16 protein-coding genes are annotated in these 25,816 nt (G+C 63.1%); 9 read left to right on the plus strand and 7 right to left on the minus strand.

The genetic code is table 11. The features are described 5' to 3' along the window. The first annotated feature begins 248 nt into the window (after positions 1 to 248). Together FJY68_02270 and FJY68_02275 are read left to right on the plus strand one after the other, a co-directional pair. Entirely contained in the window at positions 249 to 1,328 is a 1,080-nt protein-coding gene (locus FJY68_02270; GenBank protein ID MBM3330662.1) for a DUF814 domain-containing protein, read from the plus strand. A gap of 62 nt (positions 1,329 to 1,390) precedes the next feature. Beyond that, a complete protein-coding gene (locus tag FJY68_02275) occupies positions 1,391 to 1,630 on the plus strand; it encodes a NifU family protein (protein ID MBM3330663.1) in 240 nt (79 codons plus the stop codon). A gap of 86 nt (positions 1,631 to 1,716) precedes the next feature. Here FJY68_02275 and FJY68_02280 read toward each other — a convergent pair whose 3' ends face one another. The 6 genes from FJY68_02280 to FJY68_02305 form a co-directional block, all read right to left on the minus strand. Further along, a complete protein-coding gene (locus FJY68_02280; protein MBM3330664.1) occupies positions 1,717 to 2,940 on the minus strand; it encodes a hypothetical protein in 1,224 nt (407 codons plus the stop codon). Then, a complete protein-coding gene (gene rseP, locus FJY68_02285; protein MBM3330665.1) occupies positions 2,937 to 4,517 on the minus strand; it encodes an RIP metalloprotease RseP in 1,581 nt (526 codons plus the stop codon). The genes FJY68_02280 and rseP overlap by 4 nt, the downstream gene beginning before the upstream one ends. A 1-nt stretch (position 4,518) precedes the next feature. Continuing rightward, positions 4,519 to 5,724, minus strand: a complete 1,206-nt coding sequence (locus FJY68_02290; protein ID MBM3330666.1) for a 1-deoxy-D-xylulose-5-phosphate reductoisomerase — start codon at positions 5,722 to 5,724, stop codon at positions 4,519 to 4,521. After that, a complete protein-coding gene (gene ispD, locus FJY68_02295; protein MBM3330667.1) occupies positions 5,706 to 6,389 on the minus strand; it encodes a 2-C-methyl-D-erythritol 4-phosphate cytidylyltransferase in 684 nt (227 codons plus the stop codon). Before ispD ends, FJY68_02290 begins: the two co-directional genes overlap by 19 nt. Before the next feature lie 61 nt (positions 6,390 to 6,450). Then, positions 6,451 to 7,446 carry a tryptophan--tRNA ligase gene (gene trpS, locus FJY68_02300; protein ID MBM3330668.1) on the minus strand — a complete coding sequence of 332 codons (996 nt, stop codon included), beginning with the start codon at positions 7,444 to 7,446 and terminating at the stop codon, positions 6,451 to 6,453. A 218-nt stretch (positions 7,447 to 7,664) separates the two neighbouring features. Beyond that, positions 7,665 to 7,889: a hypothetical protein gene (locus tag FJY68_02305; protein MBM3330669.1), complete on the minus strand. Its 225-nt coding sequence runs from the start codon at positions 7,887 to 7,889 to the stop codon at positions 7,665 to 7,667. Between the two features lie 394 nt (positions 7,890 to 8,283). Between FJY68_02305 and FJY68_02310 the strand changes: the two genes are divergently transcribed. From FJY68_02310 to FJY68_02340, 7 genes are all read left to right on the plus strand, one after another. Continuing rightward, positions 8,284 to 10,965 carry a tetratricopeptide repeat protein gene (locus FJY68_02310; GenBank protein MBM3330670.1) on the plus strand — a complete coding sequence of 894 codons (2,682 nt, stop codon included), beginning with the start codon at positions 8,284 to 8,286 and terminating at the stop codon, positions 10,963 to 10,965. Between the two features lie 527 nt (positions 10,966 to 11,492). Beyond that, positions 11,493 to 11,993: a hypothetical protein gene (locus FJY68_02315; protein MBM3330671.1), complete on the plus strand. Its 501-nt coding sequence runs from the start codon at positions 11,493 to 11,495 to the stop codon at positions 11,991 to 11,993. Between the two features lie 261 nt (positions 11,994 to 12,254). Beyond that, positions 12,255 to 13,868 (plus strand): T9SS type A sorting domain-containing protein, encoded by a 1,614-nt coding sequence (locus tag FJY68_02320; protein ID MBM3330672.1) that lies wholly within the window; start codon positions 12,255 to 12,257, stop codon positions 13,866 to 13,868. Positions 13,869 to 14,229: 361 nt separating this feature from the next. Beyond that, on the plus strand, positions 14,230 to 16,029 hold the full coding sequence (locus FJY68_02325; GenBank protein ID MBM3330673.1) for a hypothetical protein: 1,800 nt from the start codon (positions 14,230 to 14,232) through the stop codon (positions 16,027 to 16,029). Positions 16,030 to 16,038: 9 nt separating this feature from the next. After that, positions 16,039 to 18,135 carry a hypothetical protein gene (locus FJY68_02330; GenBank protein ID MBM3330674.1) on the plus strand — a complete coding sequence of 699 codons (2,097 nt, stop codon included), beginning with the start codon at positions 16,039 to 16,041 and terminating at the stop codon, positions 18,133 to 18,135. A 9-nt stretch (positions 18,136 to 18,144) separates the two neighbouring features. Then, positions 18,145 to 19,923 (plus strand): T9SS type A sorting domain-containing protein, encoded by a 1,779-nt coding sequence (locus FJY68_02335; protein ID MBM3330675.1) that lies wholly within the window; start codon positions 18,145 to 18,147, stop codon positions 19,921 to 19,923. A gap of 78 nt (positions 19,924 to 20,001) precedes the next feature. Continuing rightward, the gene (locus FJY68_02340; GenBank protein ID MBM3330676.1) at positions 20,002 to 24,999 is read left to right on the plus strand and encodes a T9SS type A sorting domain-containing protein; all 4,998 of its coding nucleotides are present in this window, start codon (positions 20,002 to 20,004) and stop codon (positions 24,997 to 24,999) included. A gap of 178 nt (positions 25,000 to 25,177) precedes the next feature. Here FJY68_02340 and FJY68_02345 read toward each other — a convergent pair whose 3' ends face one another. Further along, positions 25,178 to 25,444 carry a type II toxin-antitoxin system Phd/YefM family antitoxin gene (locus FJY68_02345; protein ID MBM3330677.1) on the minus strand — a complete coding sequence of 89 codons (267 nt, stop codon included), beginning with the start codon at positions 25,442 to 25,444 and terminating at the stop codon, positions 25,178 to 25,180. Positions 25,445 to 25,816 lie beyond the last annotated feature (372 nt).

Raw genomic sequence — 25,816 nt, forward strand, 5'->3', positions numbered from 1 at the left:
CATAGTCAAAGCCATCTGACCGGTTCCTTTCCAGATAGAACATGGTCAGATTGTGCCTCCGCTTCGAGTAGGTTTCTTACGTGAGGCAACGGGGTGGCTTCGAGTAGATTTCTGGTGAGGCAACGCGTCGCCTTGACACCGCACACGTACGGGCTACAATGTTAAATCGTGAGTGAGGGTATCGTTGGACCGAGTTCGAGAGTGAAAAGAACCAAAACCTGTTCGCAGAAGAGAAGCGACGGCAGGCGATGATCCCGAGTCGCAAATCCAAGGCGGTCGGCCTGTTTTCGGGCGGACTTGACAGCATTCTGGCGACGAAGCTGATCACCGAGCAGGGCGTCACGGTCGTGGCGCTCCACTACCGTCTGCCGTTCGGCGTGCCCGGCCAAGGACCGACCGAGGAGAATCTGTCAAGAATGGCCAGCCTCGTCGGAGCGAGCCTGATGACTCTGGACGCGGACGAAACATACCTGCAGATAGTCAGGTCCCCGCAATTCGGCCACGTCAAACAACTGGCACCGTGCATCGACTGCGTCGCCCTGATGCTGGCAAAGGCCAAGGAGCTGGCCAAGGAGATCAAGGCGGACTTCGTGTTCACCGGCGAGGTGGTGGGCCAGCGGGCCATCTGCCAGAACAAGCGGTCGCTGAAGCAGATTGAGAAGGCCGTGGGTCTCGAAGGCAGGCTGCTCCGGCCTCTATCGGCCAAACTGCTCGAACCTACTATCCCGGAACTGACCGGGTTGGTGCGCCGGGAGCGGCTGTTGGACCTCAAGGGACGCAGTCGGCGCCGGCAGATACGGCTGGCGCACGAGTTCGGCATTTTCGACTATCCTATCCCGGGAGCCGGATGCATGCTTCTGGACAAGTATTTCGCAGCCCGGGCGCGGGACGCCGTCAAGCAGGACCAGTTGGCGCTTCCCGAGATCGAGCTGCTCAAGTACGGCCGCCACTTCCGGCTGGAGAGTGGGGCGAAGGTGGTGGTGGGCAGGAACGAGGCCGAGAACAGACGGCTGGAAGCTCTGGCGCGCGAAGACGACACTCTCTGTAGACCAGTCGAAATCATGGGGCCGACCACAGTCCTGCGTTCTCAGAAGAAGACAAAGAAGGATACGGAGATCGCGGCGCGGATAACCGCCCGGTACTCGGATGCCCCGGCCGGCAAGTCGGTGAAGCTCGAGTGCGCGGGGAAGACCCTGTCGGTCAAGCCCTACAAGGACGAGGATTTTGCTGCCTGGCGCGTGCAACCGCAGGAAACGAAGTCCATCGAGCCGGCTCCCGCACCGAAGCCGGAGGCCGACAAGACCAAGAAGCGGCGTGGCAAGAGGTAGGTGCCCGAGCCGCTGCCCAACGGGCAGATGTCCCAGTTCCTGTTGACAAGAGAGAGGTCAGCATGACGGAAGAGACGAGAGCGAAGATACGCGAGACACTTGATAAAGAGATAAGGCCGAACCTGCAGGCTGACGGCGGTGATCTAGAGCTGGTTGGTGTCGGTGATGACGGCGTGGTTCAGCTCAGGCTGACCGGGGCCTGCGCCGGCTGCCCGTTCTCGGCAATGACACTGGCTGTGGGCGTTGAGCAGAGGCTCAAGGCTGCCGTGCCCGAGGTCGTCAGAGTACAGCCGGTGCCCTGAGGGCAGCAAACCCGGGGTCTGCGGACCGGCGCTGCGCCCCGGTTCCCGATCGACAATCCGAGCTTTAGCGGCCTCTCCGGCCGCGGTCAGGGCAGTTCCTCGAGCAGGTTCTGCCTGTAGGCGGCGCTGTAGGGCAGCAGATAGACGGCCGTGGTGAAGAACCCGACCCGGCGCGGTCTGCGCAGCATCCGGTCGGCTATCGTCCCCATCGAGTAAAAACGGTACTTCAACCAGGCAGGTTCGGCTGACGTGATCGTGGGTCGATAGACAACTTGCGCTAGGCTGCCGTCAGGACGCAGGAAACGCGGCTCTATGAAATCCAGGTCGATTTGCCGGAGCAGCGTGGCGATCCGGTCGTAGTCGGGCGGCGTACTCGGTTCCAGCGGCATGACCAGGCGCGCACCCACGAGCATCTTGTTCGCCTGCAGTGACTTGACTCGCCGGTACAACTGGTGCGTTAGTCGATGGCTGTCCGCGGCGCGGCGCAGCTTTCCCAGCAGGAACGACTCGTCCAAGTAGACGATCTTGGTGCCGGCCTTGGACAGGAGGCGAATCAGCCGGGGCTGCTCGAACAGCCGCTCAGACGCATTTACGATCCACTGTCGCCGGTGGTCGCGAAGTCGAGTGAAGAGCTCCTGGTAGTAGTCCGGCGCGGCGGCGACGTCGTCGTCCAGCAGTTGGATGCGCTTGCCCGGCAGCGTGATGACCTCGCCGACGATCTCTTCGGGGCTGCGCATCATTCTGTTCCTTCCGTAGTACAGGTGTTCGGTGCAGAGCCTTCTGACCGGCTCCGGGCAGAAGCACCCGCGCGCGAACTGGATGGTCTGTCCGGCGGAGTCCATCTCGAAGTTGACTCCGACCTGGCGAGGGGAGGTGTAGCCCGGGATCTCGGTCGCAACATAGACCGGCCGCAACCGCCCGGACTCGGCGTCGGCTCTCAGCTGGGGCCAGATGTTGGTGATATCGCCGACCACGCGGGGTCTGGCCCAGGCTGGCGCGGCTTCCCGCCAGGACGTGACCTGCGGACCGAAGAAAACCGGGGTGCCTGCTCCGGTCGTCCAGTTGTGCAGCAGTTCCCTGCCCCGGTCTCTCTGGCCCAGTCCGATGTGCACCAGGCAGAGGTCGTGGTCGGGTTGCTCGGCGGATTCCACCCGTTCGTCCAGGTAGCGCAGCCGGTCGCCGGGGCGCAGCAGCGCGGCGATGCGCATGACCTCGAGGTTCGGCCGCAGGAACAGCCGCGCCCCTTTGGGCGCGTAGCCTTTGATGAAGCGCTGGGTATCGTCGGCCAGCGCGACGGCCAGGACGTTCACTTGCGGATCAGTCTGAGAATGTCGTTGAAGATGGTGAAGACAGCGAGGGCCCCGATCATCACCCAGCCGATGCCTGCGGCCCAGCTGAGTTCCTTTTCGTTAAGATTGCGGCGGCGGATGCCCGCGATGCAGTCGAGGACGATGCGGCCGCCGTCAAGTACCGGCACGGGCAGCAGGTTGACCACGAACAGGTTGATCGACAGTATCGCGAAGAGCAGCAGGAAGTAGTCCCATCCCCAGTTGGCGCCTTCATACGCGATCCTGGCGACCATGATCGGTCCGCCGAGCGCTTTCTTGGCGAAGTTCTTGATCGTTACCGCCTTGTAGAGCACGACGTATGTCTGCACGGTAACCGTGCCGACCTTGCTCGCTGCCTCGCCGACTGCCATCGGGAAACTCAGCTTGCGGTGGGGCACGCGTGCGGAAATGCCGATGGCGCCCGCCTGCTGGCCCATGAGCTGGTCGCCTTCCTTGGTGACTGCGACCTTGGCCCGCATCGTCTCGGCGCCGCGCTGCCAGGTGATGGGTACGGTCTCGCCGCCCCGGGCGTAGACCGCCTCGGTGAAGTCAGTCCATTCCCGCACCGGCAGGCCGGCGAACTCGATGATCGAGTCACCCGGCCGCATCCCTGCCTTGCCGGCCGGCCCGCCCTTGCGCACGTTGCCGACGACTGCCGCGACTCGCGGGGCGATGTACCAGTCGGTGCTGACCTGGACTCCGGCGAGGTTGATCCTGGCCCCCGTTTCGGCGTCCGTGGTCAGGGAGTCCCTTAGTGTGTCGACGTGGACCGCACCGGCGTGTCGCCACGACAGCTCGTAGCTGCCCCCGGTCTGCCTGCGCACAATTTCGGTGAATCCGGTCCAGGTTGTCACCGGCGTCCCGGCGACGGCGATGATGGTGTCTCCGGGCTGGAGATCGGTGGCCGAGGCCGGACCGCCCGCCAGCAGATTGCCGACTACCGGTGGGACGAGCGTGTCGACGTACGCGAGCGGTACGGTTATCGGCACGTCGAGCCGCTGGCCGTCGCGGAGCACCGATACGCTGACCTGCCTGCCGGCGTTTTCCTGCATCCTGGCGTCGAAATCGTCGAAGGATGGAACGACTCTCCCGTCTACCGCGACCACCATATCGCCCGGCCGCAAGCCCACGGCAAAGGCGGCCGATCGCGCATCCGGGGATATGACCGGCGCGGTATAGGGCAGGCCGAAAGCGGCATAGAGCACGAGCAGGATGAGGAAGCCGAGCAGGAGGTTCGACAGCGGGCCGGCCGCGATGACGGCGACTTTGACGCCGAGCGGTTTGTCCATGTACCCGCCGGACGGGGCAGGTACCGGCTGCGCAGGCGCCGGGCCGGCCTTCTCTTCTTCGCCGACCATCTTGATGAACCCGCCCAGTGGAATGGCTGAAAGCCGGTACTCGGTTTCGCCGAACTTCTTCTTGAGGATGACCGGGCCGAACCCGACCGAGAAGACCTCGACCGGGATACGCGAGAGTTTGGCGGCGATCAGGTGGCCGAACTCGTGGAAGATTATCAGTATGCCGATGAACAGGACGACCAGGACAATTGACGAGAACATGCTATTCCTTTCGACGCGCCAAGCGGTCGGCGAGCGCGGCTACCGTTTTGCCGGCCTGTAGGGACGCGAGAGACTCCATGCGCAGAAGCCCTCGGACAGAGGGACGAGGCAGGGGAGAGGAGGGATGGGAGACGGCCGCCAGCGCCCGAGAAATGACTCCAGGGATGTCTCCGAACAGAATCCGGCCCGCAATGAACGCGTCGACCGCGACCTGGTTCGCCGCATTCAGAGCGCAGGTGGCGGCCGGGCCGGCTCTCAAAGCCCGGTATGCCAGTTCCAGACAGGGGAACCGGTTGCGGTCCACCGCGTGGAAATCGAGACGGCCGATGCCTGCCAGGTCCAGAGTCCGGGTGAGCGAAGGTACGCGGTCCGGCCACGTCAGGCAGTATTGGAGCGGCAGGCGCATGTCGGGCAGGGAGAGCTGGGCAAGTACCGAACCATCGTTGAACTCGACCAGCGAGTGGACTATGGACTGCGGGTGGATGACCGGTTCGACCTGGTCGGGACTGAGACCGAACAGCCGGCAGGTCTCTATGACCTCGAGGCCCTTGTTCATCAGCGTTGCGGAATCGATGGTGATCTTGCGTCCCATGGACCAGGTCGGGTGCCGGAGCACCTCGGCCAGACCGGCCTGCGGCGGCAGCCCTTTCTTCCAGAACGGACCTCCGGAAGCGGTCAGGATTACCCGGCGGATGTCGGTAGTCGGTCGGCCGGCAAGACACTGGTGCACGGCGGATAGCTCAGAGTCGATCGGCAGAACCGCGCCACCGCACCGGCGTGCGAGCCTCATTACCGGCTCGCCGTAGCCAACCAGTATCTCCTTGGTGGCCAGCGCGACCTTCTTTCCGTTTTCGAGCGCGGCCACGACGGCCAGCAGGCCGGCGGTGCCTGACATGGCCATGACAACGACGTCGTTCGAGCGGGCGGCGGCTGCGTCAATCAACGCCGCCGGGCCCCAGGCGACACTCGTCCCTGGTTCCAGCGCCGGTCGCGCAGCTTCGCAGGCGCCGTAGTCGCTCAGGATCACCTGCTCCGGCCTGAACTCCCGCGCCTGCCTGAGGATGCTCCGGACCGAGCGGTTGGCGGCCAGCGCCACGATTTCGAACCGGTCCGGCAGGTGCCGTACCACATCGAGGGTGGAGCGGCCGATAGACCCGGTTGACCCGAACAAGGCGATGCGCTGCTTTCTCACAGCAGGGCCTCGCACAGCAGCAGGTCCTCAGGCGTGGTGATCTTCAGGTTCGTGCGCGGGCCCGGCAGCCAGTGGGGCCGGAGGTCGAGCATCTCGATCAGCGCGCAGTCGTCGCTCGCGATGATGCCGGCGTTGCGGGCCTTGGCATAGGCGCGGCGGAGCAGGGCCAGGTGGAAGAACTGTGGCGTCTGGACGGCAATCAACGCATCCCGATCCACCGTCTCGGTGATGGCCCGATCTTGCACGCGCTTCAGCGTATCGGTGACCGCGTAACCAAAGGTGGCAGCGTCGTACTTGCGGCAGGCGCGGAAGCCCTGCTCCAGCATTCGGGTAGAGATGACCGGGCGCGCGGCGTCGTGAATGGCGACCCACCCATCTTCCGGCAGCGCGGCCAGCCCGGCCGCAACCGAGTCGGTCCGTTCCCTGCCCCCGGCTACGACGTCCAGCAATTTGCGCACGCCCTGCTGGCGCAACAGGGTCCGCACATATCCGACCCGCTCGGCCGTGGTCACGACCACGAAACCGGAGACGGCCCGGCAGTTCTCGAAAACGAGGATGCTGTGGAGCAGGGCCGGCTTGCCTTTGATCCGGGAGAACTGCTTCATGCCGCCGAAGCGGCGTCCTCTCCCGGCCGCGACAATCAGGCCGAATCTGGAACCGTGCCCCAGTGGTGAAGTCAAAGACTAGAGGCGGAAAGTGGAAATGACAAGGCCGGACTTGTGGATTTCCACTTTGTCCTTTCTACTTAAAGTAGTCTATCTTCATCGCTTCCCGCACGAGCGACATAGTCGCCGCTCCCTCCTCGCAGGCGCGGGCGGTGCCCTTGTTCAGGATGTCCCAGACCGTGTCCGGCGACTTCTCATAGACGGCCCGGCGCTCACGGATCGGGGCGAGAAAGCGATTGAGGACGTCGATCAGCAGTTTCTTGCAGGCCACGCAGCCGATAGTGCCGGCCTTGCAGCGCTCTTCTATCTCTGAACTGCCCTCGGGGTTGAATACTCTGTGGTAGGCATAGACGACGCAAACGTCAGGATGGCCCTTGTCGGTGGGGTGAATCCGGGCCTTGTCAGTGAGCGCGGTAGAGACCTTCCGCTTCACCTCCTCCGGTGGGTCGGAAAGGAATATGGCGTTGCCCAGGCTCTTGGACATCTTGGTATTGCCGTCCAGCCCGACCAGCCGCGACACCTCGCTGACCCGGGCATCCGGCTCGACCAGCACCGGGGCGTAGGTGGCATTGAACTTCCGGACTATCTTCCGGGTCTGCTCGATGTGGGGAAGCTGGTCCTCGCCGACCGGGACGAGATGGGCGCGGCAGAACGTGATATCTGCGGCCTGGCTTACGGGGTAGCTCAGGAACCCGAGCGGCATCGACTCGCCGAAATTGTACTGGGCGGCCTCGGTCTTGATGGTGGGATTGTGGGAGAGCTGCTGCACCGTGACCAGGTTCGAGTAGATGACAGTCAGCTCGGCAATCTGCGGAACCAGGGATTGGATGAACAGCGTGGCTCTGGCCGGGTCCAACCCGCAGGCGAGGTTGTCCATCGCCACGTTCAGCACGTCCTGGTGCAGTCGTTCCGGGTGGTCGAAATGGGTCGTCAGCATCTGGACGTCGGCGAGGATGATGAACGACTCGTACTCGTCCTGCAGCTTCACCCGGTTCGCAACCGAGCCGACGTAATGGCCCAGATGCAGGGGGCCGGTCGGGCGGTCGCCCGTCAGAATCCGCTTCTTTTCCATTGGGCGGATTATATCGGCCGCTCAGGGTGAATCAAGGAAGGTGGGGCGGGCTCACGGGGAGAATGGGCAGTCCACGGCCGGCTACCGGGCGGCGGCCGGCGACATCCCGACCATGCGGCAGGACCGGCTGCGCGGCCCCGCAGCTATCGCTGAAAGGCGAGGGCTGCCCCGGGCAGCCCTCGCAGCAACAGCCGACGTCCCGGTTCAGGAGTCCCGGGCTACCATTCGTGGTTGCAGTCGCGGCACATGACTTTCGAGGCCTGGGTCAGAGTGCCGTCACCGGGCAGCGGGCAGGGGGCGGGGAGGGGTTTCCCATCCGGCGTCGCGCCGATAGCCTCTGCTTCCCACTCGTTCTTTCCCGTCGGCGAGCCCGGGCAGGGCTCGTGGACGTAGTGAGCCCACGTGTTCTCATGCGTGCAAACCGGGCACTTCAGTCTAGCCATCGTCAGTTTCCTTTCGCCTTCTGTCTTTGTCTTGCCGGCTGCCGGCGCGGTTCGGCCGGGCCACCGGTTCTTCCATTCGGTCCTGTTTACCCGAACGGGCCACGTCACCACTCAAGCGGTGGCGCGGTCCTGCCTGCGAAAAGAACGCCCACAGGTTATTGCACACCATTTCTGTGTCAACCAAATCCGCGCCAGCCCCTTGGCACACCGTGGACCGTGCAGCGCTCCTCGACACCTAGTCCTAGGGTTCTTCGCTGGTTGCTTCCAGTCAGAGTCACCCTCCGGATCTTCTTTGTGTCTTTGTGTCTTGGTGGTGGACTCCTGTGTGGACTCTGATGGCCGCGAACGAGCTTGACTTGGCCAAGGTGAACACTATGCTGACCGCAGGTACGGCATGAGTGGCGCAAACGGAGTACGAGACAAGCTACAGGCCCTGCGCGCGCGGGTAACGGCGGCTACTACCCCGGCTGAGCGCGTCAATTCCAAGCTGGAGCTGGCGGAGGAACTCTGGCACCGAGACCCGGTGGCCGCGCGACCGCTGTTCGAAGAGGTGGTTGCCGAAGCTGAAGCGGCGGGACTTGCGCCCAGAGCTGGCCGCGCCGCCTCCATCCTCTGCGAAATGCTGCGGCATGCCGGTGACCTGGAAGGCAGCGCTCGATACGCGGAACTCCTGCTCAGAGATGCGGACCGTTCGGGCAAACGAGATGACCGTGCCTGTGCGCTCAACCTGGTCGGTCTGATTCACCAGGAACGCGGGGAGCTGGACCAGGCCCTCGCCTGCTTCGAGGAGTTCCTGCGGCTCAGTCGGGAGATCGGTTTCAAGAGGGGAGAGCAGCCGGCCCTGAACCAGCTCGCCGGCGTCCATGCGCTGCAGGGCGAGTTGGACAAGGCGCTCGGATACTATCAGCAGGCCCTGAGACTGACTGAGGAATCGAGCGACTTCTATGCCCGGGCGCTCCAGTTCCACAACGTCGGCTGGACTCTGGAGGCGATGGGCCGTTGGGCCGAGGCCACCGAGCACTTCCACCGCGCCGTCGCGCTCTGCGAGGAGCACGACAACCGCGACCTGCTGCTGGCCTGTCGGATGGCGCTGGGCGAGCTGGCTCTGAAGCGTTCGGACTACGACAACGCCGCCCTGGTGTTCCGCCATGTCATCGATGCGGCGCGCGAGATGAACCACTCGGGAGGGGTCTACCGCGAGGCGCTCTCGAACCTGGGCTGGACGTACTTCCGGAATGGAGACCTGGCCCGGGCTGAGGAGACGCTGGCCGAGGCCGCGCGGCTGAGCCATGCTTCTGAAGACCGCTACCAGATTGCGACCTTCGGATGCCGCCGCGCCGAACTGGCACTCGCCCAGGGAAGACTCGATTCGGCCCGCGACCTGCTGGTCGAGGCCGCGCGTCAGGCATCGGCCCTGAAGCTGCGCAAGGAGCAAGGCGAGGTGCTGCGCGTCGAGGCGCTCCTCTCCGCGGCCCGTTCCGATGCAGGCCCGGCCCTCGATCTTTTCGCGCGCGCCGAGGCCGCGCAAGAACCGCTCGGGGACACGTACGAACTCGCCCAGGCCCGGCTGCAGCACGGGCGCCTGCTCTTTGAGCTCGAGCGAACGGCAGAGGCCCTGCCCCTGCTGCAAAACGCGGCCCGGACGTTCCGCCGCCTCGCCGTCGTCGCCGAAGCCGAAGAGGCGGGCCGGCTCTTGTACCGGATTGAGGTACGCTCCGACCGCGACGCCGCCCTGCTTCAGGGGCTGTTCGGTATTGCCGCTCTGGGGCTTGTCCCGGAGCTCTTCATGGAACGCGCACTCTTCCTGCTCTGCGACAACCTCCGGTTCGAGCACGGCGCTGTCCTTCTGGATGGCCGGCCGGTCGCACTCAGGGGCAGGCCGGACCAGACACAAATCCCCGACCCTCGGACGCCCCTCACCCAGTCCGACCTTGCCCTGTTCCTGCCGGTGAAGAAGGACCGTCGTCTTCTCGGTTCCCTCTGGCTGGGTCGTGGCCAGCCGCTTTCGGAACGCGTCGACCGGGGTCTGCTGGAACTGGTCTCCCGCGCTCTCGCGCCGGAGTTCCAGAAACTTCTGGAACTGAAGAAGGTCGAAGCCGGCGGCGCGCCGGAGGTTCCCGGCCTGCGCTTTCGCGGCGTGGTTGGCAGCAACCCCGAAGTCCTCGACCTGCTCAATCTCGTCCCGCGCGTGGCCGCAACCCCCGTGCCGGTGCTGATACGGGGCGAGAGCGGCTCGGGCAAGGAACTCATTGCCCGGGCCCTGCACGATTCCGGCCCTCGCGCCGAACGGCCGTTTGTCACCGTCAACTGCGCGGCCGTGCCCGAGAACCTGCTCGAGGCGGAATTCTTCGGGGTCGAGGAGGGCGCGGCCACCGGCGTTGCCGCGCGGCCGGGCAAGTTCGAACTGGCCGATACCGGGACGATCTTCCTCGATGAGATCGCGGACATGAGCCCGGCGCTGCAGGCAAGGCTGCTGCGTGCCATCGAAGACAAGACGATTACGCGGGTCGGCGGCTCCGGGGAGAAGCAGGTTGACGTCCGGGTCATCGCGGCCACCCATGCGGACCTGGACCTGCGCGAGCGCCAGGGTTTGTTCCGGCGCGACCTGCTCTACCGTCTCAACACGGTCCAGTTCCTGCTGCCGCCGCTGCGCCGGCGCCGCGAAGACCTGCCGGCGCTCACCGGCTACTTCATCGCCCGTACCGCCCAGGAATACTGCCGGCCCGTGCTCCGGGCAAGCGAAGCGGTCCTGGCCCTGTTCGCCACGTTTTCCTGGCCCGGGAACATCCGTCAGCTTCAGCACGTCATCGAACGGGCCGTCATCCTCGCCTCCGGCCACAGGCTCGAGATTGCCGACCTTCCGCCCGAATTGAGACAGGCTCAGTTGGTGACAGCGGCGCCACCGGCCCCGGCCACGCGCGACGACCAGCGCAAGGTCGCCGACGAAGCAGAGCGGACCTGGCTGCTCAAGGCGATCGAGAGATCCCCCGACAACATGACCGAAGCCGCCAGGCTCAGCGGGTACAGCCGGGCTCAGTTCTATCGTCTGCTCCGCAAGCACCACCTCGGAGAATAGCACGCGACCGGTGGCAGCGCGCCGCTGATCGTCAGATCAGCCCACACGCTGCGCCGATATGGCCCGTCTTCCTGTCTCACTAGTGAGACAGTGTCTCATCAGCGAGACACTATCACCAAGTCAACCTAAGTCAGGCAGAACATAGCCTTATAACGTGGGCAACTTCGAAGTGACTGTCTCATTCACGAGACAGATGATTAGGCGGTCTCTTGCTCATTGCGGCTATGATATTGAGATAAGCGTAGTTAGCGCTACAGCGAGATGCGGCACGGATCATGCACTCGTGAGAACTGGAATGAAGAGACTAGTATCGGTGGTTCTGGCCGATGTCTACAATGACTTCGACTGCCTGCGCGTCACCGGCATGTTGGCGCGATTTTGGTGGGTAGGATGCCAGCCCTGCACGGGCATCCTGCAGACGAAAAGAACAAAAGGGTGCGGCGGCATCGCCGCACCCTGGAAATGAGGAGACTGTGACCAGCTTAGCTCTCAATGACTATGCATCCAGTTTGGGGCGAGGGGAAGAGATGAAGTACCTCATGCCGCTGCGGACCACGGAGTATGTCGACGTGGTCGCCCGGGCCGCGGAGCTCGGAATCCGGGCTCCGGTCGGGATAGCGCTCCTGCCCGGGAACTTCATGACAGCGGCGAGCGCGGCCGAACTCCGCTACCATGAAGCGGCGCCGCACCTGCGGTCGGCCTGGCGGAGCATCGGGCTCATTGACGGCGGTCCCTATCGTGGACCGCGCGAGCATGCGGCCGGAGCGGGCGGTGCCTTGGACCCGAAGGCTTCGCTCGTAGTCTTCTTCGGCTCCGGTCTGCGCACCAGCCCGGCCCGGCTGATCACACTAGCTTTCGGCATGATTGTTTCCGTCCTTACGCTGCGCCCCGACTGCGAGGGTTCCCGGGAGATCAGGCTCGATGCCGTGGTCGAACGGCCGGACGGCAGCTATGCGTGCTTTGAATACCGGGGCGACGGCTATGAGCTCTTCGCCCTGGCCCAGGCGGTGCGAGAGACCTGGACGTAGAATCGTGCCCGTGACGGCGACTGACACCATGCCTCCTAGTAGAAGGCCCGGCCGGCACCTACGCCTGGGCTGCCGGCCGGGCCGGTCGCAGCCAGGCGCGGGACGCAGATGTCTCCGCGACTCAGCTGCGCTTGAGGAGAGGACTGGGGTGCTATCGTTCGTCGAGTCCGGGCACTGCGAATGACCTTGTCCGTGTAGAGCAGAGACAAGCCGCAATCCGGCGCGGGGCGCCGAGAAGGCGACAGGGAAGCGGTCGGGAGGATGGAGTCGAGACCGCTCGAGCTCAAAGGTCCTCTTGATCGGCACGCCGGAGGCGGCAGAAGGAAGAAGGAGGAAAGGATGCGAAGGAAGCTGACAATGCTCCTTGCGCTCGCAGGGCTGCTCACGACGGCCCTGTCGGTGACCTGGGGTCCCGCTGCGGGGATCACCAACAACAGGCTCGAAAACGTCACGTACAGCAGCAACGCCCACAAGGTCGTCTACGGTCAGGACGGCGTAGGACACTTGGTGTGGTTTGACAACGGCGGCGGAGTGGGGGCGAGCGCGGTCTACTACAAGCGCTACTATCCCAAGACGGGCTGGACAAGCGAGCTGAAGCTGAACAACAACGGCGCTTATCCCGCGATTGCGCTCGACGCCAACGGCAGAGACATCCACGTTGTCTGGTCGGGCTACAAGAAGGTCGGAAGCACGAACTTCCACATTCTCTACCAGAAGTGTGTACCCGGAAAGTCAAGCACCGGTGGCTGGGTCGGCAATCCGACTGACCTCTGTGACAACATCACTGGTCATTCCCACGCGTATCCGGCTGCGGCCTGCGGACCAAACGGCCAGGTTGTGGTAACCTGGATGGAATCCTGGGGAACCGGAGCGGAACTGATGCGGACATACTGCTTCCGGGAGTTCATGAATGGAGCGTGGCAGCCTCAGCAGCAGATCGAGGAGCCGATACCAAGTTATCGGTGGAACCCGTCCATCGCCACATTCGGCAGCGGAAGCGTGTTTGTGGCCTACTACGGCAGCACTTCGCTGGAACCCAGGGATGAATTTCACGTCTACGTGAACGAACGTTTGGGGACCACATGGCAGGGATGGCAGAACGTGACGAGTTCGGTAGGCTATCCGGACTCCTTCATAACTCCGCACATTGAGGTCGACCCAGCGACCGGTAATCCTCACGTTGTATGCCACAGTTACTCGATAAGTGTGTCAGGAAGCGACACGACCAGATACTACCACATCTACCATGCCTTCCGGAGCGGCGGCACATGGTCGATTCCCGAGATGATATCGGACGGCGAGGCCATCGCCGATGCCTCCCCGAGCATGGACTTTGGCGCAGACGGAACAGCCCACGCCATCTGGAAACAGGCGGTTCCAGACCGCGCCGTGGAATACAGCTTCCGTGACCCGACTACCGGCGTTTGGGTAGTACCGACTTCGGTCACCAGCAGCGACGATCTCTCATTCTACAGCCCCAGTCTGACGGTTGGCCCCGGAGGCGTTTTGTACGGGGTCTGGACAAGATACGATGCCAGTGCCAAGTACGCCTACCAGATCTGGGGCAGCAATACGGGGAGCTCGAGCGGCGGCCAAGCCGGCCCGAGCGCGATGGCCAATGGGGTAGCGCTTGACGTCTCGCCCAATCCGGTTACCCGCGGAATGCTGGTTAGCTACGGCTTGCCGGCAGCGGGCAACGTTTCGCTGCGGCTCTACGATGTGAGCGGCGTCTTGGTGAAGACGGTGGATTGCGGGCAGCAGTCGTCAGGCAACCACACCGTCTCAGTTTCGAGGCAGGGCCTCGCGCGGGGCGCGTACGTCCTCAAACTCGACACCGGCGTCGGCAGCGTGACCCGGAAGGTCGTTGTTGAGTAGTACTAGAGCTCATTCTGAGGATTGCGGACGGGGCCCTTCCGGCCCCGTCCGCTCGGGCGTGTGTCGACGACCTCGTGCCATCTTCAGACCCCAGACCCGAGACTGAACCACGAGGACACCAAGGTCAAGCGAATGGGAGTATCTCACCTCCGCACCGCCTTTGTGCCTTTGTGTCTTGGTGGTGAGTTCCTATGTCGGGTATAGGGTTAGGTGTTGTGCTTGACACGCATAGTGGGCAATATGTAGAATACCGCGTTCGAAAGGGGGTCCGCGCAGTGGGCACGCGGACCATGACAGGCTGGGGCCAGTGCAGTCGGCGCCAGATGGGTCCGATTGTGCTGAGCCTCCAGAAGGAGGCAAGTTGAGGCGTACGTTCGTACTTGCGGCCGCAACGGCCGCGCTCGTGTCCGCCGCTCTTTGGGCCGAACCGATAGACCGCCTGTCCGAGCCACTACCGGCCGCCATACCGGACTGGCTGGACGCGCCGACGTTGGGTAGTTCCCCGCCACCCCACTGGATTCCTAAGCAAACCGGGCACTACGACTCGACCGACTGGCGACGGGTGATAGACTCCACCTGGGGATCGGGACTACCGGTCGATGAGAAGCTGGCCATCTTCGACATGTTTTGGGACACGGTGGACGCCAAGTACGCCTGCTTCCACAACCTCGACGTCAATTGGGACTCGCTGCGGACGGTCTACAGGTCGGAGATCGAGGACACGGTCAGCCGCGGTAGGTTCGCCGCAATCATGAACCACCTCGGGTGGGCTCTCAGGGATGCGCACACGTATGTCCGTGACTGGGACGTGAACTACTATGCTCAGTTGCTGCCCGGCGTGCCGCTGTGGGTCATCGGCGGCTGGGGCGATGTCAGCCACTTCGGTGCCGGGTTGACGCCCCTGCCCGATAGCTCCTTGCTGGTCTATCGTGTGGTGCCGGACCATCCGCTCGGGCTTGAGCGTAGCGACGTGGTTCTCGGCTACGACGGTCGAAGGTGGACCGAAGTCCTCCGGGAGCTCAAGGAAGCCGAACTGCCGATGCACGTGAACTACATCTATGGCAGTTGCAGCACCGCAGTGACGCATGCGCTGCTCAATGCTGCCGGCGAGAACTGGCACCTGTTCGACACCATCGACATCGTGAAGTACACCTCCGGCGACACAGTGCACCTGCCGACTTCCCTGCTGGCCGATGACACCATGCACCTCTTTGCCACCGAGCAACTGGATATCCCCGGCGTGACCATGCCCAGTTCCGACTCCAATCCATCGGTCACCTTCGGCGTTGTCAGCGGGAGGCTAATCGGCTACATCTACGGCTGGCGGTGGTGGACGGCCACCGTATCGACCGAGTTCTACAATGCGATAAACGCGCTGCTCAGGATTTCGGGGCTCAAGGGCATCGTTATTGACTTCCGATACAACGAAGGCGGCGGATTCTTCAAGAGCAACCGTGGGCTGGCGTTGTTGTTCAAGGACTCAACGCCGACCATCTGCTTCTCGGCGCGGAACAGCCCCGGCAACCACTTCTCAATGGCGATCTACGACCCAGGTGACGCGAACGTCATTCCCGGCAACGGGATAGGCTTCGACAAGCCGATTGCCGTGCTGGTCGGACCGGCTGCGGTCAGCTCCGGTGACCATGTGGCGTACCGGATGACGTTTCACCCCCGGGTCAGGACTTTCGGCAGGTCCATCAGCACCACGTTCAATTCCCCGACCGGACTTGATATTGACAGTGGTTGGGGAGCGAGCTACGCAGTGGGCGAGGCAAGTCCGGTCTCCGACCCGACGTACTTCCTGACACGCAGGGAGTTCCCGGTGGACGTTCCGGTCTGGCACACACGCAGCGCCGTGGCTCGAGGTGAAGACACCGTGGTGACGGTGGCAATGGCCTGGATCGACAGCGTGGCAGGAGTGGCAGAGAGCCCCAAGCCGCAAGCCGCAAGCTACGCGCTGGAACCGACCATTGTGCGCGGGGTGCTGTTCCTGCCGAAGAGCGCAAGCTCAAGCTCAAGCACAAGCTGCCTGCTGGATATCAGCGGGCGGAAGGTTATGGTTCTAGAACCGGGCGCGAATGATGTGTCGCGATTGAGCCCCGGAGTCTACTTCATCAGAGGACCGAGGACCGAAGTCTGCAAGATTGCTCTAACAAGGTAGGAGGGAAACGTGAAGAAGTCGATTCTGTTCGTGGCCGTGTGCTTGCTGGCTGGATCCGCCGCAGCCGCCGATTCGCTCAACTGCCGGTTCGTCGGCAACTGGCCATTCGGCGTATCGTTCGCAGTGGCACTGGACTCGGCACGCGACCTGGCGTTCTGTGGCTCCGGTGGTGGCGTATACGTGTTTGATGTCAGCGATTCGACCAATCCCGTCAAGCTGTCGGAGGCAATTCACACTCGCGGTCTGGTCAGGGGGCTCTGTTATCAAACCAACCGGCTATATACCGCAGGCAAGTTGCAGGGCTTGGAGATCTGGGACGTCTCGGTTCCGGCAAGTCCCGGGTTCCTCGGCCGGTTCGACACACCAGGCTGGGCCCTCGACGTAGCGGTCGCGGGCAACTTCGCATATGTGGCGGACCGTGACTCAGGACTACGTATCATCGATGTCTCGAATCCGCAGAGCCCGCGGGAAGTCGGCCACTACATTGCACCGGACTGGGTCATGGGTGTATCGGTCGTCGGGAACTACGCCTACCTTGCGGACGGGTACCTGGGGCTCTACATAGTTGACGTCTCGGACCCGCAGAATCCTCAACTGGCAGGTAGCTGTGGCGCTCCGGGTCAAGCTATGGACGTTGTGGTTGTGGGGAGTCATGCGTACCTGGCATCTCAGAGTTCGGGACTGCGGGTCATCGATATCTCAAACCCGGCCAGTCCCCAGGAAGTCGGGTTCTTTAACACTTCGGGCGCAGCCTTGAGCGTCGCCGTCGCCGGGGGCTATGCCTTCGTTGCGGACTCCTCAGCCGGGCTGAGAGTGATCGACGTGTCGACTCCCCAAAGCCCGCTGGAAGTCGGATACTACGACACGCCCGGCAGTTCCTTTGGTGTGGCCGTTGCGGTGAACCACGCCTACTTGGCAGACTACGACGCAATGCGGGTAATCGACGTTTCAGACCCGGGGAATCCGCGGCAAGTCGGATGCTGCGACCACCCACCGGCCGTCCTCTGCGCGGCGGTTGCTGGCAACTATGCCTATGTGTCGGCCTACACGGCGGGACTGCGTGTGCTTGATGTCTCCAACCTTGCGGACCCGACTGAAGTCGGATTCTACAGCCCGCCGGGTCGGACGTACGCTCTGGCAGTCGCTGGCGACTACGCCTTTGTGGCGGACTATGACTCTGGACTGCGTGTTGTCGACATTTCAGACCCAAGGAGTCCCCGGGAAGCAGGGCGCTACCAAACACCCGCTCCACCTCGTGCCGTTGCCATTTTGGACACGCTTGCCTTCGTTGCCGACATGGGTGCGGGGCTCCGAGTGATTCGTGTCTCAGACCCGGCACATCCGGTTGAGGTCGGGTACTACGACACGCCGGGCTATGCCTACAGTCTCGCCGTTGCCGGGAACTATGCCTATGTGGCGGACGCGTCGGCCGGGCTGCGCGTGGTCGACATCTCCAACCCGTTGAGCCCGAATGAGGTCGGATACTGCTCCACTCCCAGCAATGCCACCGACGTAGCGGTTGCCGGGAACTACGCCTATGTGGCGAACTACACTGCCGGGCTGCGCGTGATTGACATTTCGAGCCCGCAGAACCCTCAAGAAGTCGGCAGTTACGACACACCTGGCTACTCTTGGGGAGTGGCGGTAGCCGGGAACTTCGTCTACGTAACGGATGCGATAAGTGGCGACGGTCTGCATGTGGTCGACGTTTCAGACCCACAACACCCGCAGGAAGTAGGCTACTATCACACGCCTGGCAACGCCGCTCGTATGGCTGTTGCGGGCAACACGGTTTTCGTCGCGGACCAGAATGCTGGGCTGCAGATAGTCGAGTTCCTCGGTGCGGGAATCGCCGAAGCGCCGAACGCCAAAGTGCGAACGCCGAATGAACCGACCATTGTGCGCGGTCTGTTGTTCCTTCCTCCAGCGTCAGGCGTCGAGCGTGGAGCGTCAAGCATTCTCCTCGACATCAGCGGCCGCAAGGTGCTGGACCTACAGCCCGGCGCGAATGACGTGTCGCGGCTCTCGCCCGGCGTCTACTTCGTGAGAGAAGCCCAAGCGCAAGCTCAAGCCCAAGCCGTCACAAAGGTCGTGGTGACTCGGTAGGAGCAGGGGATGAGAGCATTGGTGATGTTCATCGGCCTCGTGGCGGTCGCCTTGGCCACGCAGGTTGGCAGCCTCCCGGGTGCGCCGCCGAACTGGCTGAAGCCACGCGCCGGCGAAAGCCCGCCGCCACACTCGATACCGAAGCGACCCGGGCACTATGACTCGACAGATTGGCGCCGGGTGATTGATGAGACTTGGGGTCCCGGGCTACCGGTCGACGAGAGACTGGGGATCTTCGACGCGTTCTGGGAGACGATTGACTCCTCCTTTGGATGTTTCAATAATCTCACGGTCAACTGGGATTCGCTCCGGGCCGTCTATCGGACGGAGGTCGAAGCAGAAACGATGAGTCGCGGGAGATTCGCCGCGATCATGGACCACCTGGCGATGGCTCTCCAGGAAGGGCACACGGACATCGGTGACATAGCCGTGAAATACAGCCAGATGACACCGGGCGTGCCGCTGTGGGTAGTGGGATCTTGGCAGGAAGTCGGTCACTTCGGCGCCGGACTAACACCGCTGCCCGACAGCTCGCTCCTCGTGTATCGGGTTGTTGACGCCCATCCGCTAGGGCTGGAGCGCGGAGATGTGGTTCTTGGCTATGACCGCCGACGATGGGTTGACATCCTGCATGAACTGCAGGAAGCGCAACTGCCTATTCGGCGGCGCTATTGTCTCGGAAGTTGCAGCAGCGCGATGACCTATTCGTTGCTGAGTGCCGCGGGTGAGAACTGGCACCTGTTCGATACCATCGACATCTTGAAGTACTCCAGCGGAGACACTGTGCATCTTCTCACTGTGCCACTCGCCCGCAGGACTATGCACTTGTTCGCCACAGACCAGATGGACATCCCCGGCGTGCCGATGCCCGCCACCGACTCCACACCCTCAGTCACTCACGGCGTGGTCAGCGGCACTCGCATCGGCTACATCTACTGCTGGCGCTGGTGGACGGGGACTGTGGCAACCGAGTTCTACGATGCGGTCAACACCTTGGTCAGTGACACTACGCTGAAGGGTATTGTGATCGATTTCCGGTACAACGAGGGCGGTAGCATAGGGCCGAGCAACTCGGGACTGGAACTTCTGTACCGCGACTCTACGGCGACAATATGCTTCACGCAGCGGAGCGATCCTGCCAACCACTTCTCGATGAGAGTAACAAACGCGGCTCTCTGGTACATCATTCCCGGCAATGGAATCGGCTACGACAAGCCGATTGCGGTGCTGGTGGGGCCGGGCGCGGTCAGCGCCGGAGACCAGGTGGCGCTCCGCATGACGTTTCATCCCAGGGTCAGGACGTTCGGTCTGTCCACCAACACCGCATTCAGCTGCCCGAGAAGTCTGAGTGTTCATGACGGCTGGTATGCGAGCTACTCGCCGTGGGAATCCTGTCTGGCCTCCGATACCACCTATTTCCTCACGCATCGCGAGTTTCCGGTCGACGTTCAGGTCTGGCACACGCGCGATGCCGTGGCGGAAGGAAGAGACGCGGTCGTCGAGGCCGCAATGGCTTGGATCGACAGCACGGCAGGAGTGGAAGAGGGAACGCCAAGCGCCGAACGCCGAGCGACGAAGGTGGCGACCATCATCCGGGGCGTGCTGTCCCTGCCGGAAGCCACAGGCTTCCAGCCACAAGCCTCAAGCTCGCTGCTGGACGCGGCGGGGCGGCGGGTGATGAACCTGAGGCCGGGCGCGAATGACGTGAACCGACTCGCCCCCGGCGTGTACGTTGTGAAGCTTAAGTCCGGCACGACAAGCCAGACTCGCAAGCTGGTCATTCGGTAGGAAGCAACAGCCGCTCAAGGGCGGGTCGGATACGACCGGCCCGCCCGCGGCGGCGGAAGAAACAGTAGGAGGTAGACCGTGAAGAAGCTCGGAATACTCATCACCGGAGCCATGATTCCGGCAATCCTGATGGCCCAGCTCACTGAGCAGTGGGTGGCGGCCTACAATGGCCCCTACGGAACCGGTTGGGCGGAATTCCCGGTAGCGATGTCGGTTGACGCTGCCGGCAACACATATGTGACCGGCACCGGAAACACGACGCTCTCGCCAACCGGCAAAGACTATGTGACGGTCAAAGTCAACTCGAGCGGCGCCTTGCAGTGGGCGGCTGTCTATGACTACCACCTGGAGGACGTCCCAACTGCCATTGCGACGGACGCCTCTGGGAATGTCTACGTGACCGGGTACAGCTGTCCACCTGGGAGAGCTGGTGACTACGTCACCGTGAAGTATGGAGCCAATGGCACACAGCAGTGGATTTGTCGATATGATGGCCCTGCGGGAGGCTGGGACACGCCCTCGGCAATCGCGGTTGACGTCGCAGGCAACGTGTACGTGACAGGCAGCAGCATGCGCCCTGGTCTCAACCGCATGGGCAAGGACATCACGACCATCAAGTACGACCCAAACGGCAATGAGGTATGGGTACGCAGATACACCGACTCAGGAGACCGCTGGTGCGAGGGTCGGGACGTAGTAGTGGACGCCGCTGGGTACGTCTACGTGGCCGGAGTACTGGATTCCGACGGCAGCAATGGCGGGCTGGCGGCACTGAAGTACGGCGCGAGCGGGAATCTGCTGTGGGTGAGCCGCCACGACGGTCCCGGTCTGCATGAGGCCGGCCACAAGATCGCACTCGATGTCGACGGCAACGTCATCGTGACCGGTAAGAGCACCTATGTCGGGCCGTCAACGCTCTATCTGACGGTCAAGTACAACAGCAGCGGCGCAGAGCAGTGGTGGAAGACCTACGACGACCTCACCGGCAACGACGACGCGGCCTGCGCGGTCGTTACCGACGCTTCGGGTAGTATATACGTCACCGGTCACAGCAAGAACTCCACCACAGGCTACGACTACGCGACCATCAAGTACAGCCCGCTCGGCGAGGAGCTCTGGGTACGGCGTTACGACGTGTATTCCGGCAACCTGGAGGACCGGGCAACGGGGCTCGCGCTGGACGCCTCGGGCAGTATTGTCGTGACCGGCTACAGTGCCAGAGCCGTCAGCGGCATGGACTACGCAACGGTGAAGTACAGCCCGGACGGAACCGAACTCTGGGTCAGCCGGTACGACGGTCCGGTCAGCGGCAACGATGAAGCGCGCGCGATTGGTGTCGATCCGCAGGGGAACGTCTACGTTACGGGAAACAGCGTCGGGGATGGCTCCAGCCATGACTTCCTGACCGTCAAGTACAGCTCGGACGGGGCACAGCAATGGGTAAGCCGGTACGGCCGGGGCTACAGCGCGGACGCCGGGCAGAGGGTTGCCATGGATGCTCTCGGCAACGTCTACGTGACGGGATACAGCGTCGGCACGTCCCAGAAAAACGACTATGTGACAATCAAGTACGACCCTGACGGCGAGACGCTCTGGACTCGACGCTACAACGGTCCGCTGGACCACGAGGACTGCCCGACCGCCATCGCCGTTGACGGCGACGGCAACGTCTATGTGACCGGATACAGCATAGGCCTTGCCGGCTGGTACGACTGCGCGACGATCAAGTACGCCTCTGACGGGACTATGCTCTGGGTAGACCGCTATGAAAGGACCGACGGCAGGAACGACTGCGGATACGCCCTCGCGGTGGACGGGTCAGGCTTCGTCTATGTCACCGGGTATACAGGCGCCTGGGCAGACGTCCTCACCATCAAGTACGCGCCTTCGGGCAGCCGCGAGTGGGTTGCGGTCTACAACAACCCGTCGGGCGGACATGACGTTGGCTGGGCTGTGACCGCTGACGCGTCCGGCAATGTCTACGTGGCAGGCCACTCGAGGCTCGACTATCTGCTGATCAAGTACAGCAGCACGGGTGTCGAGCAGTGGAGCAGGAGGGCCGACTACGGCGGCGACGATCAAGCGAAGGACGTTGCCGTGGACGCCTCGGGGAATGCGTACATCACCGGAACGGGCAACAAGGACTACGTAACTGCGAAGTACAACTCCGCCGGCACGCGCGAGTGGTTCCAGCGCCACGATGGTTTGGCGTACACCGTGGATGCGGGCTGGGCGCTCGAGCTCGATGGCACTGGAGTCTATGTCACCGGGCAGAGTAGTCGCCCGGAATCCGGCCTGGACTTCTACACTGTGAAGTACGACTTGGCGGGCACCAGACTCTGGGACAGATGGTATACCAGTGCGGAGGACAGGGCCGATGCCGCTCAGGACATCGCCCTGGACGGCGCAGGCAACGTGTATGTGACCGGGTACTGCACGCGCGCGTATTCTGGTGAGGACTATGCGACGCTCATGTACGACGCTGCGACCGGAGTCCAGCTCGCCTTTGCCGACTACACGGGCCTGCCACACAAGTCGGACCGCTCGCTCTCGGTTGCCACCGGGCCCGCCGGCACAGTCTGCATCACGGGCTATGCCCTTCGTGATCCAGCGCTCGCCACGGACATGGTTACCATCAAGTATCAGAGCCTGCAGCCGCCGGAAGCGCCGGTGCTGGTGTCGCCGAAGAACGGTGCGACCGGCGTGCCGATTGAGGGCGATTTGACCTGGGAGGCATCGGAACGTGCGACCAGCTACGAGGTCACCTTGGACGGCAACACGTACACCGTAACCGGCAACTCGTACCACTATAGCGGACTCAGCTACCTGACCGAATACGAATGGGACGTAGTCGCCGTTAACGACGCCGGCAGCACGCCTTCGTCGAACGGGCCGTTCACCTTTGCCACGATCATCGAGAAGCCCGGCCCGTTTGACCTCATCAGCCCGGCGGATGATGCAACCGGCGTGCCGATTGAGGGCAATCTGACCTGGGAGGCATCGGAACGTGCGACCAGCTATGAAGTGACCCTGGGCGGCAACACGTACACCGTGACCGAGAACTCGTACCACTATAGCGGACTCGACTACCTGACCAAGTACAAATGGAACGTAGTCGCCGTGAACGACGGCGGCAGCACCTCTTCGGGGACCGGGCCGTACAGCTTCACCACGATCATCGAGAAGCCCGGCCCGTTTGACCTCATCAGCCCGGCGGATGGTGCGACCGGCGTGCCGGTTGAGGGCGATTTGACCTGGGAGGCATCGGAGCGCGCGACCAGCTATGAGGTCACCCTGAACGGCAACACCTACACCGTGACCGACAACTCATACCGCTACAGCGGACTCAGCTACCTGACGGAGTACACCTGGAACGTGACGGCCAAGAACGCCGGAGGGGAAAGGGTTTCGGCGAACGGGCCGTTCACTTTCACCACGATCATCGAGAAGCCCGGTCCGTTCGACCTTTCCACGCCGCCCGATCATGCGACCGGCGTGTCGATTCAGGGCGATCTGACCTGGCAGGGCTCGGAACGTGCGACCAGCTATGAAGTGACCCTGGGCGGCAACACGTACACCGTGACCGAGAACTCGTACCACTATAGCGGACTCGACTACCTGGCCAAGTACGAATGGAACGTAGTCGCCTTGAATGATGGCGGCAGCACCCCTTCGTCGAACGGGCCGTTCACTTTCACCACGATCATCGAGAAGCCTGCCCGGTTTGACCTCATCGCCCCGGCTAACGAGGCCGTCGACCAGGAATTGGCCGGCGTACTCGAGTGGAACGCTTCCAACCGTGCTGAGCACTACGACGTCTACCTCGGCACTGACCCAAAGAACCTGCCCAGGGTCAGTGAGAACCAGACCGGCCTCTCCTGGGATTACTCCGGGCTTTCATGCGGCACGGTCTACTACTGGAAGGTCGTGGCGAAGAACGCCGGGGGCGAGACCGGATCCGAGGTCTGGAGCTTCACGACCGGTACTCTGGACGCAGGCATGACTGAGATCATCGAGCCGAGCGGGCTAATCGATACTACCTCGAAGGTACCGCAGGCTACGGTCCACAACTTCGGCACCTTGGACCGCGACTTGACTACCTGGTTCGAGATACGCTACGGAGCTGCGGACGGCCCGGTGCAGTACCTGCAGTCGGTCACGGTGTACGGACTCGGCGACGAAGACCAGACCGCGACGTTCCCGACCTGGGACGTGCCCAACGACCAGGAAGGCGCGTACTACGCCAAGTCATGGACCGAGCTTGAAGGCGACATCGACGCGACGAACGACACGGCGCGGAGCCAGTTCGTGGTCGCGTCGTCAGACCCGGACCCGTGGAGCGGCTCGACGTTGACCCAGGGATACTGGAAGACCCACCCCTACTACGACCCGCAACACCCGGATGACCCCTACATCGAGAAGTACCTTCCCGTGACAATAGCGGGCGTTAGGGTGAGTACTGTTCCCGAAGCCCTGGCGATCTTCAACCCGCCCAAGCCTATGACCGCGTGGAAGATGTTCCTTATCCAGTTTCTGGCGGCCAAGCTCAACGCCGGCTGGCAGACCGACCCCAGTCTTCTGGATGCCTGGTACAACTACCCGGGCGGCGACTATCCGTTCGATAGCCAGCAGGTCTCGGCGATCTTCCAGGTTGCGGACGGCTACAGGTCAACCACGGACAAAGATACACTGGATGAGATGAAGACCGTGCTCTGCAACATCAACGAGTACACCGACACGGGAAACCGCTGCCTCTGGGACGCTCCGTTCCCGGCCGGCAGCGGCGTGCAGGGCGTGGAGGTCGCCGCGCTTGCGGCGAAGCTGTACCTGTCGGTTGCACCCAGCCTGGTCAAGAGCGGCGTCGCGCACATCGCTTACGGCCTGCCGCAGGCAGCCCCGGCTCAACTGACGGTACTGGACGTCACCGGCCGAACCGTGGTGACCCGGGGTCTCCCGGCGGAGGTTGGCGACCACGTCATCCTGCTCGACACCCGGTCGTGGAGCGCCGGCGCCTACTTCGTCCGCATCACGGGCGCAGACCTGACAGCTACCAGGAAGCTCGTGGTTCAGCGCTAGGCGAGTGGACTAGAGAACGGGTCTCGATAGGAACAAGCGGGGGTGGCGATTCGCCACCCCCGCCTGTTTTCCGTTGGGCCAGAAACCTGGACACCAGGCGTGCGCGAGCGGGTCAAGTCGAAGGGGATAGGGATCGAGGGATCAAGGCATCAAGGGGTCGAGTGGCCGCAGTCTGCGTTCAGCGGCGGCTTCGAGAAGGACGGCGTACACTGGTCGAGGGGCGGGCGTCGCGGGCGGTGAAGTCCGATGATCCGACGGGCGCGGGCTCGGCCAGAATGTCTGCCAGGCTGCGGAACCTCAGGGGGCGCTCGCGCATGCGCTTCAATGCGCGCAGGTCCTCCAGGTCCTCGGCTCGCTCCAGCAGCTCTTCGTATTCGGCGATGTCGAGGATCACGGCCGCCGGCTTGCCGTCGCGATACACGAACTCTCGTTCTCGTGTTGCCATGGGCTATTGTCGTTCAATCCCCGACTGGAGTCAAGGTACGCATGGGACGGGGGACCGTGGGCTGAGGAGCGGACGATGTCAGATGTCAGAAGTTAGATGAAAGAAGCTAGAAGTGGAGACTCAGGCCAGAAGGAACGCCGGAGGCGGTCAGCTTGGGCTTGAGCTTGGGCTTGCGCTGGCGGTGTGCTTGTGCTTGAGCGTGGTTTCACCCCAAGGGGTCACAGGTGCACGTGCGGGAAACGGGGACTGTACCGCGCCAAGTTTGACGTTGGCGCTCCGTGGGACTGTCCCCAGTTTTCCCGGAGGGATGAGTAGCCCCTAAGGTGCGGGGCTTGGGGTGAAACCGGCTTGCGGCTTGTGGCTAGCGGGCTA

The organism is candidate division WOR-3 bacterium (assembly GCA_016867815.1).
GTDB lineage: Bacteria > Hydrothermota > Tepidihabitantia > Tepidihabitantales > Tepidihabitantaceae > UBA2258.

What these genes read in the sequence shown, in the direction of transcription:
- trpS (MBM3330668.1), bottom strand. Translation starts at nt 7,446, where the DNA reads ATGGAAAAGAAGCGGATTCTGACGGGCGACCGCCCGACCGGCCCCCTG.
- FJY68_02335 (MBM3330675.1), top strand. Translation starts at nt 18,145, where the DNA reads ATGAGAGCATTGGTGATGTTCATCGGCCTCGTGGCGGTCGCCTTGGCC.
- FJY68_02320 (MBM3330672.1), top strand. Translation starts at nt 12,255, where the DNA reads ATGGAGTCGAGACCGCTCGAGCTCAAAGGTCCTCTTGATCGGCACGCC.
- FJY68_02345 (MBM3330677.1), bottom strand. Translation starts at nt 25,444, where the DNA reads ATGGCAACACGAGAACGAGAGTTCGTGTATCGCGACGGCAAGCCGGCG.
- FJY68_02275 (MBM3330663.1), top strand. Translation starts at nt 1,391, where the DNA reads ATGACGGAAGAGACGAGAGCGAAGATACGCGAGACACTTGATAAAGAG.
- rseP (MBM3330665.1), bottom strand. Translation starts at nt 4,517, where the DNA reads ATGTTCTCGTCAATTGTCCTGGTCGTCCTGTTCATCGGCATACTGATA.
- FJY68_02270 (MBM3330662.1), top strand. Translation starts at nt 249, where the DNA reads ATGATCCCGAGTCGCAAATCCAAGGCGGTCGGCCTGTTTTCGGGCGGA.
- FJY68_02310 (MBM3330670.1), top strand. Translation starts at nt 8,284, where the DNA reads ATGAGTGGCGCAAACGGAGTACGAGACAAGCTACAGGCCCTGCGCGCG.
- FJY68_02305 (MBM3330669.1), bottom strand. Translation starts at nt 7,889, where the DNA reads ATGGCTAGACTGAAGTGCCCGGTTTGCACGCATGAGAACACGTGGGCT.
- FJY68_02315 (MBM3330671.1), top strand. Translation starts at nt 11,493, where the DNA reads ATGAAGTACCTCATGCCGCTGCGGACCACGGAGTATGTCGACGTGGTC.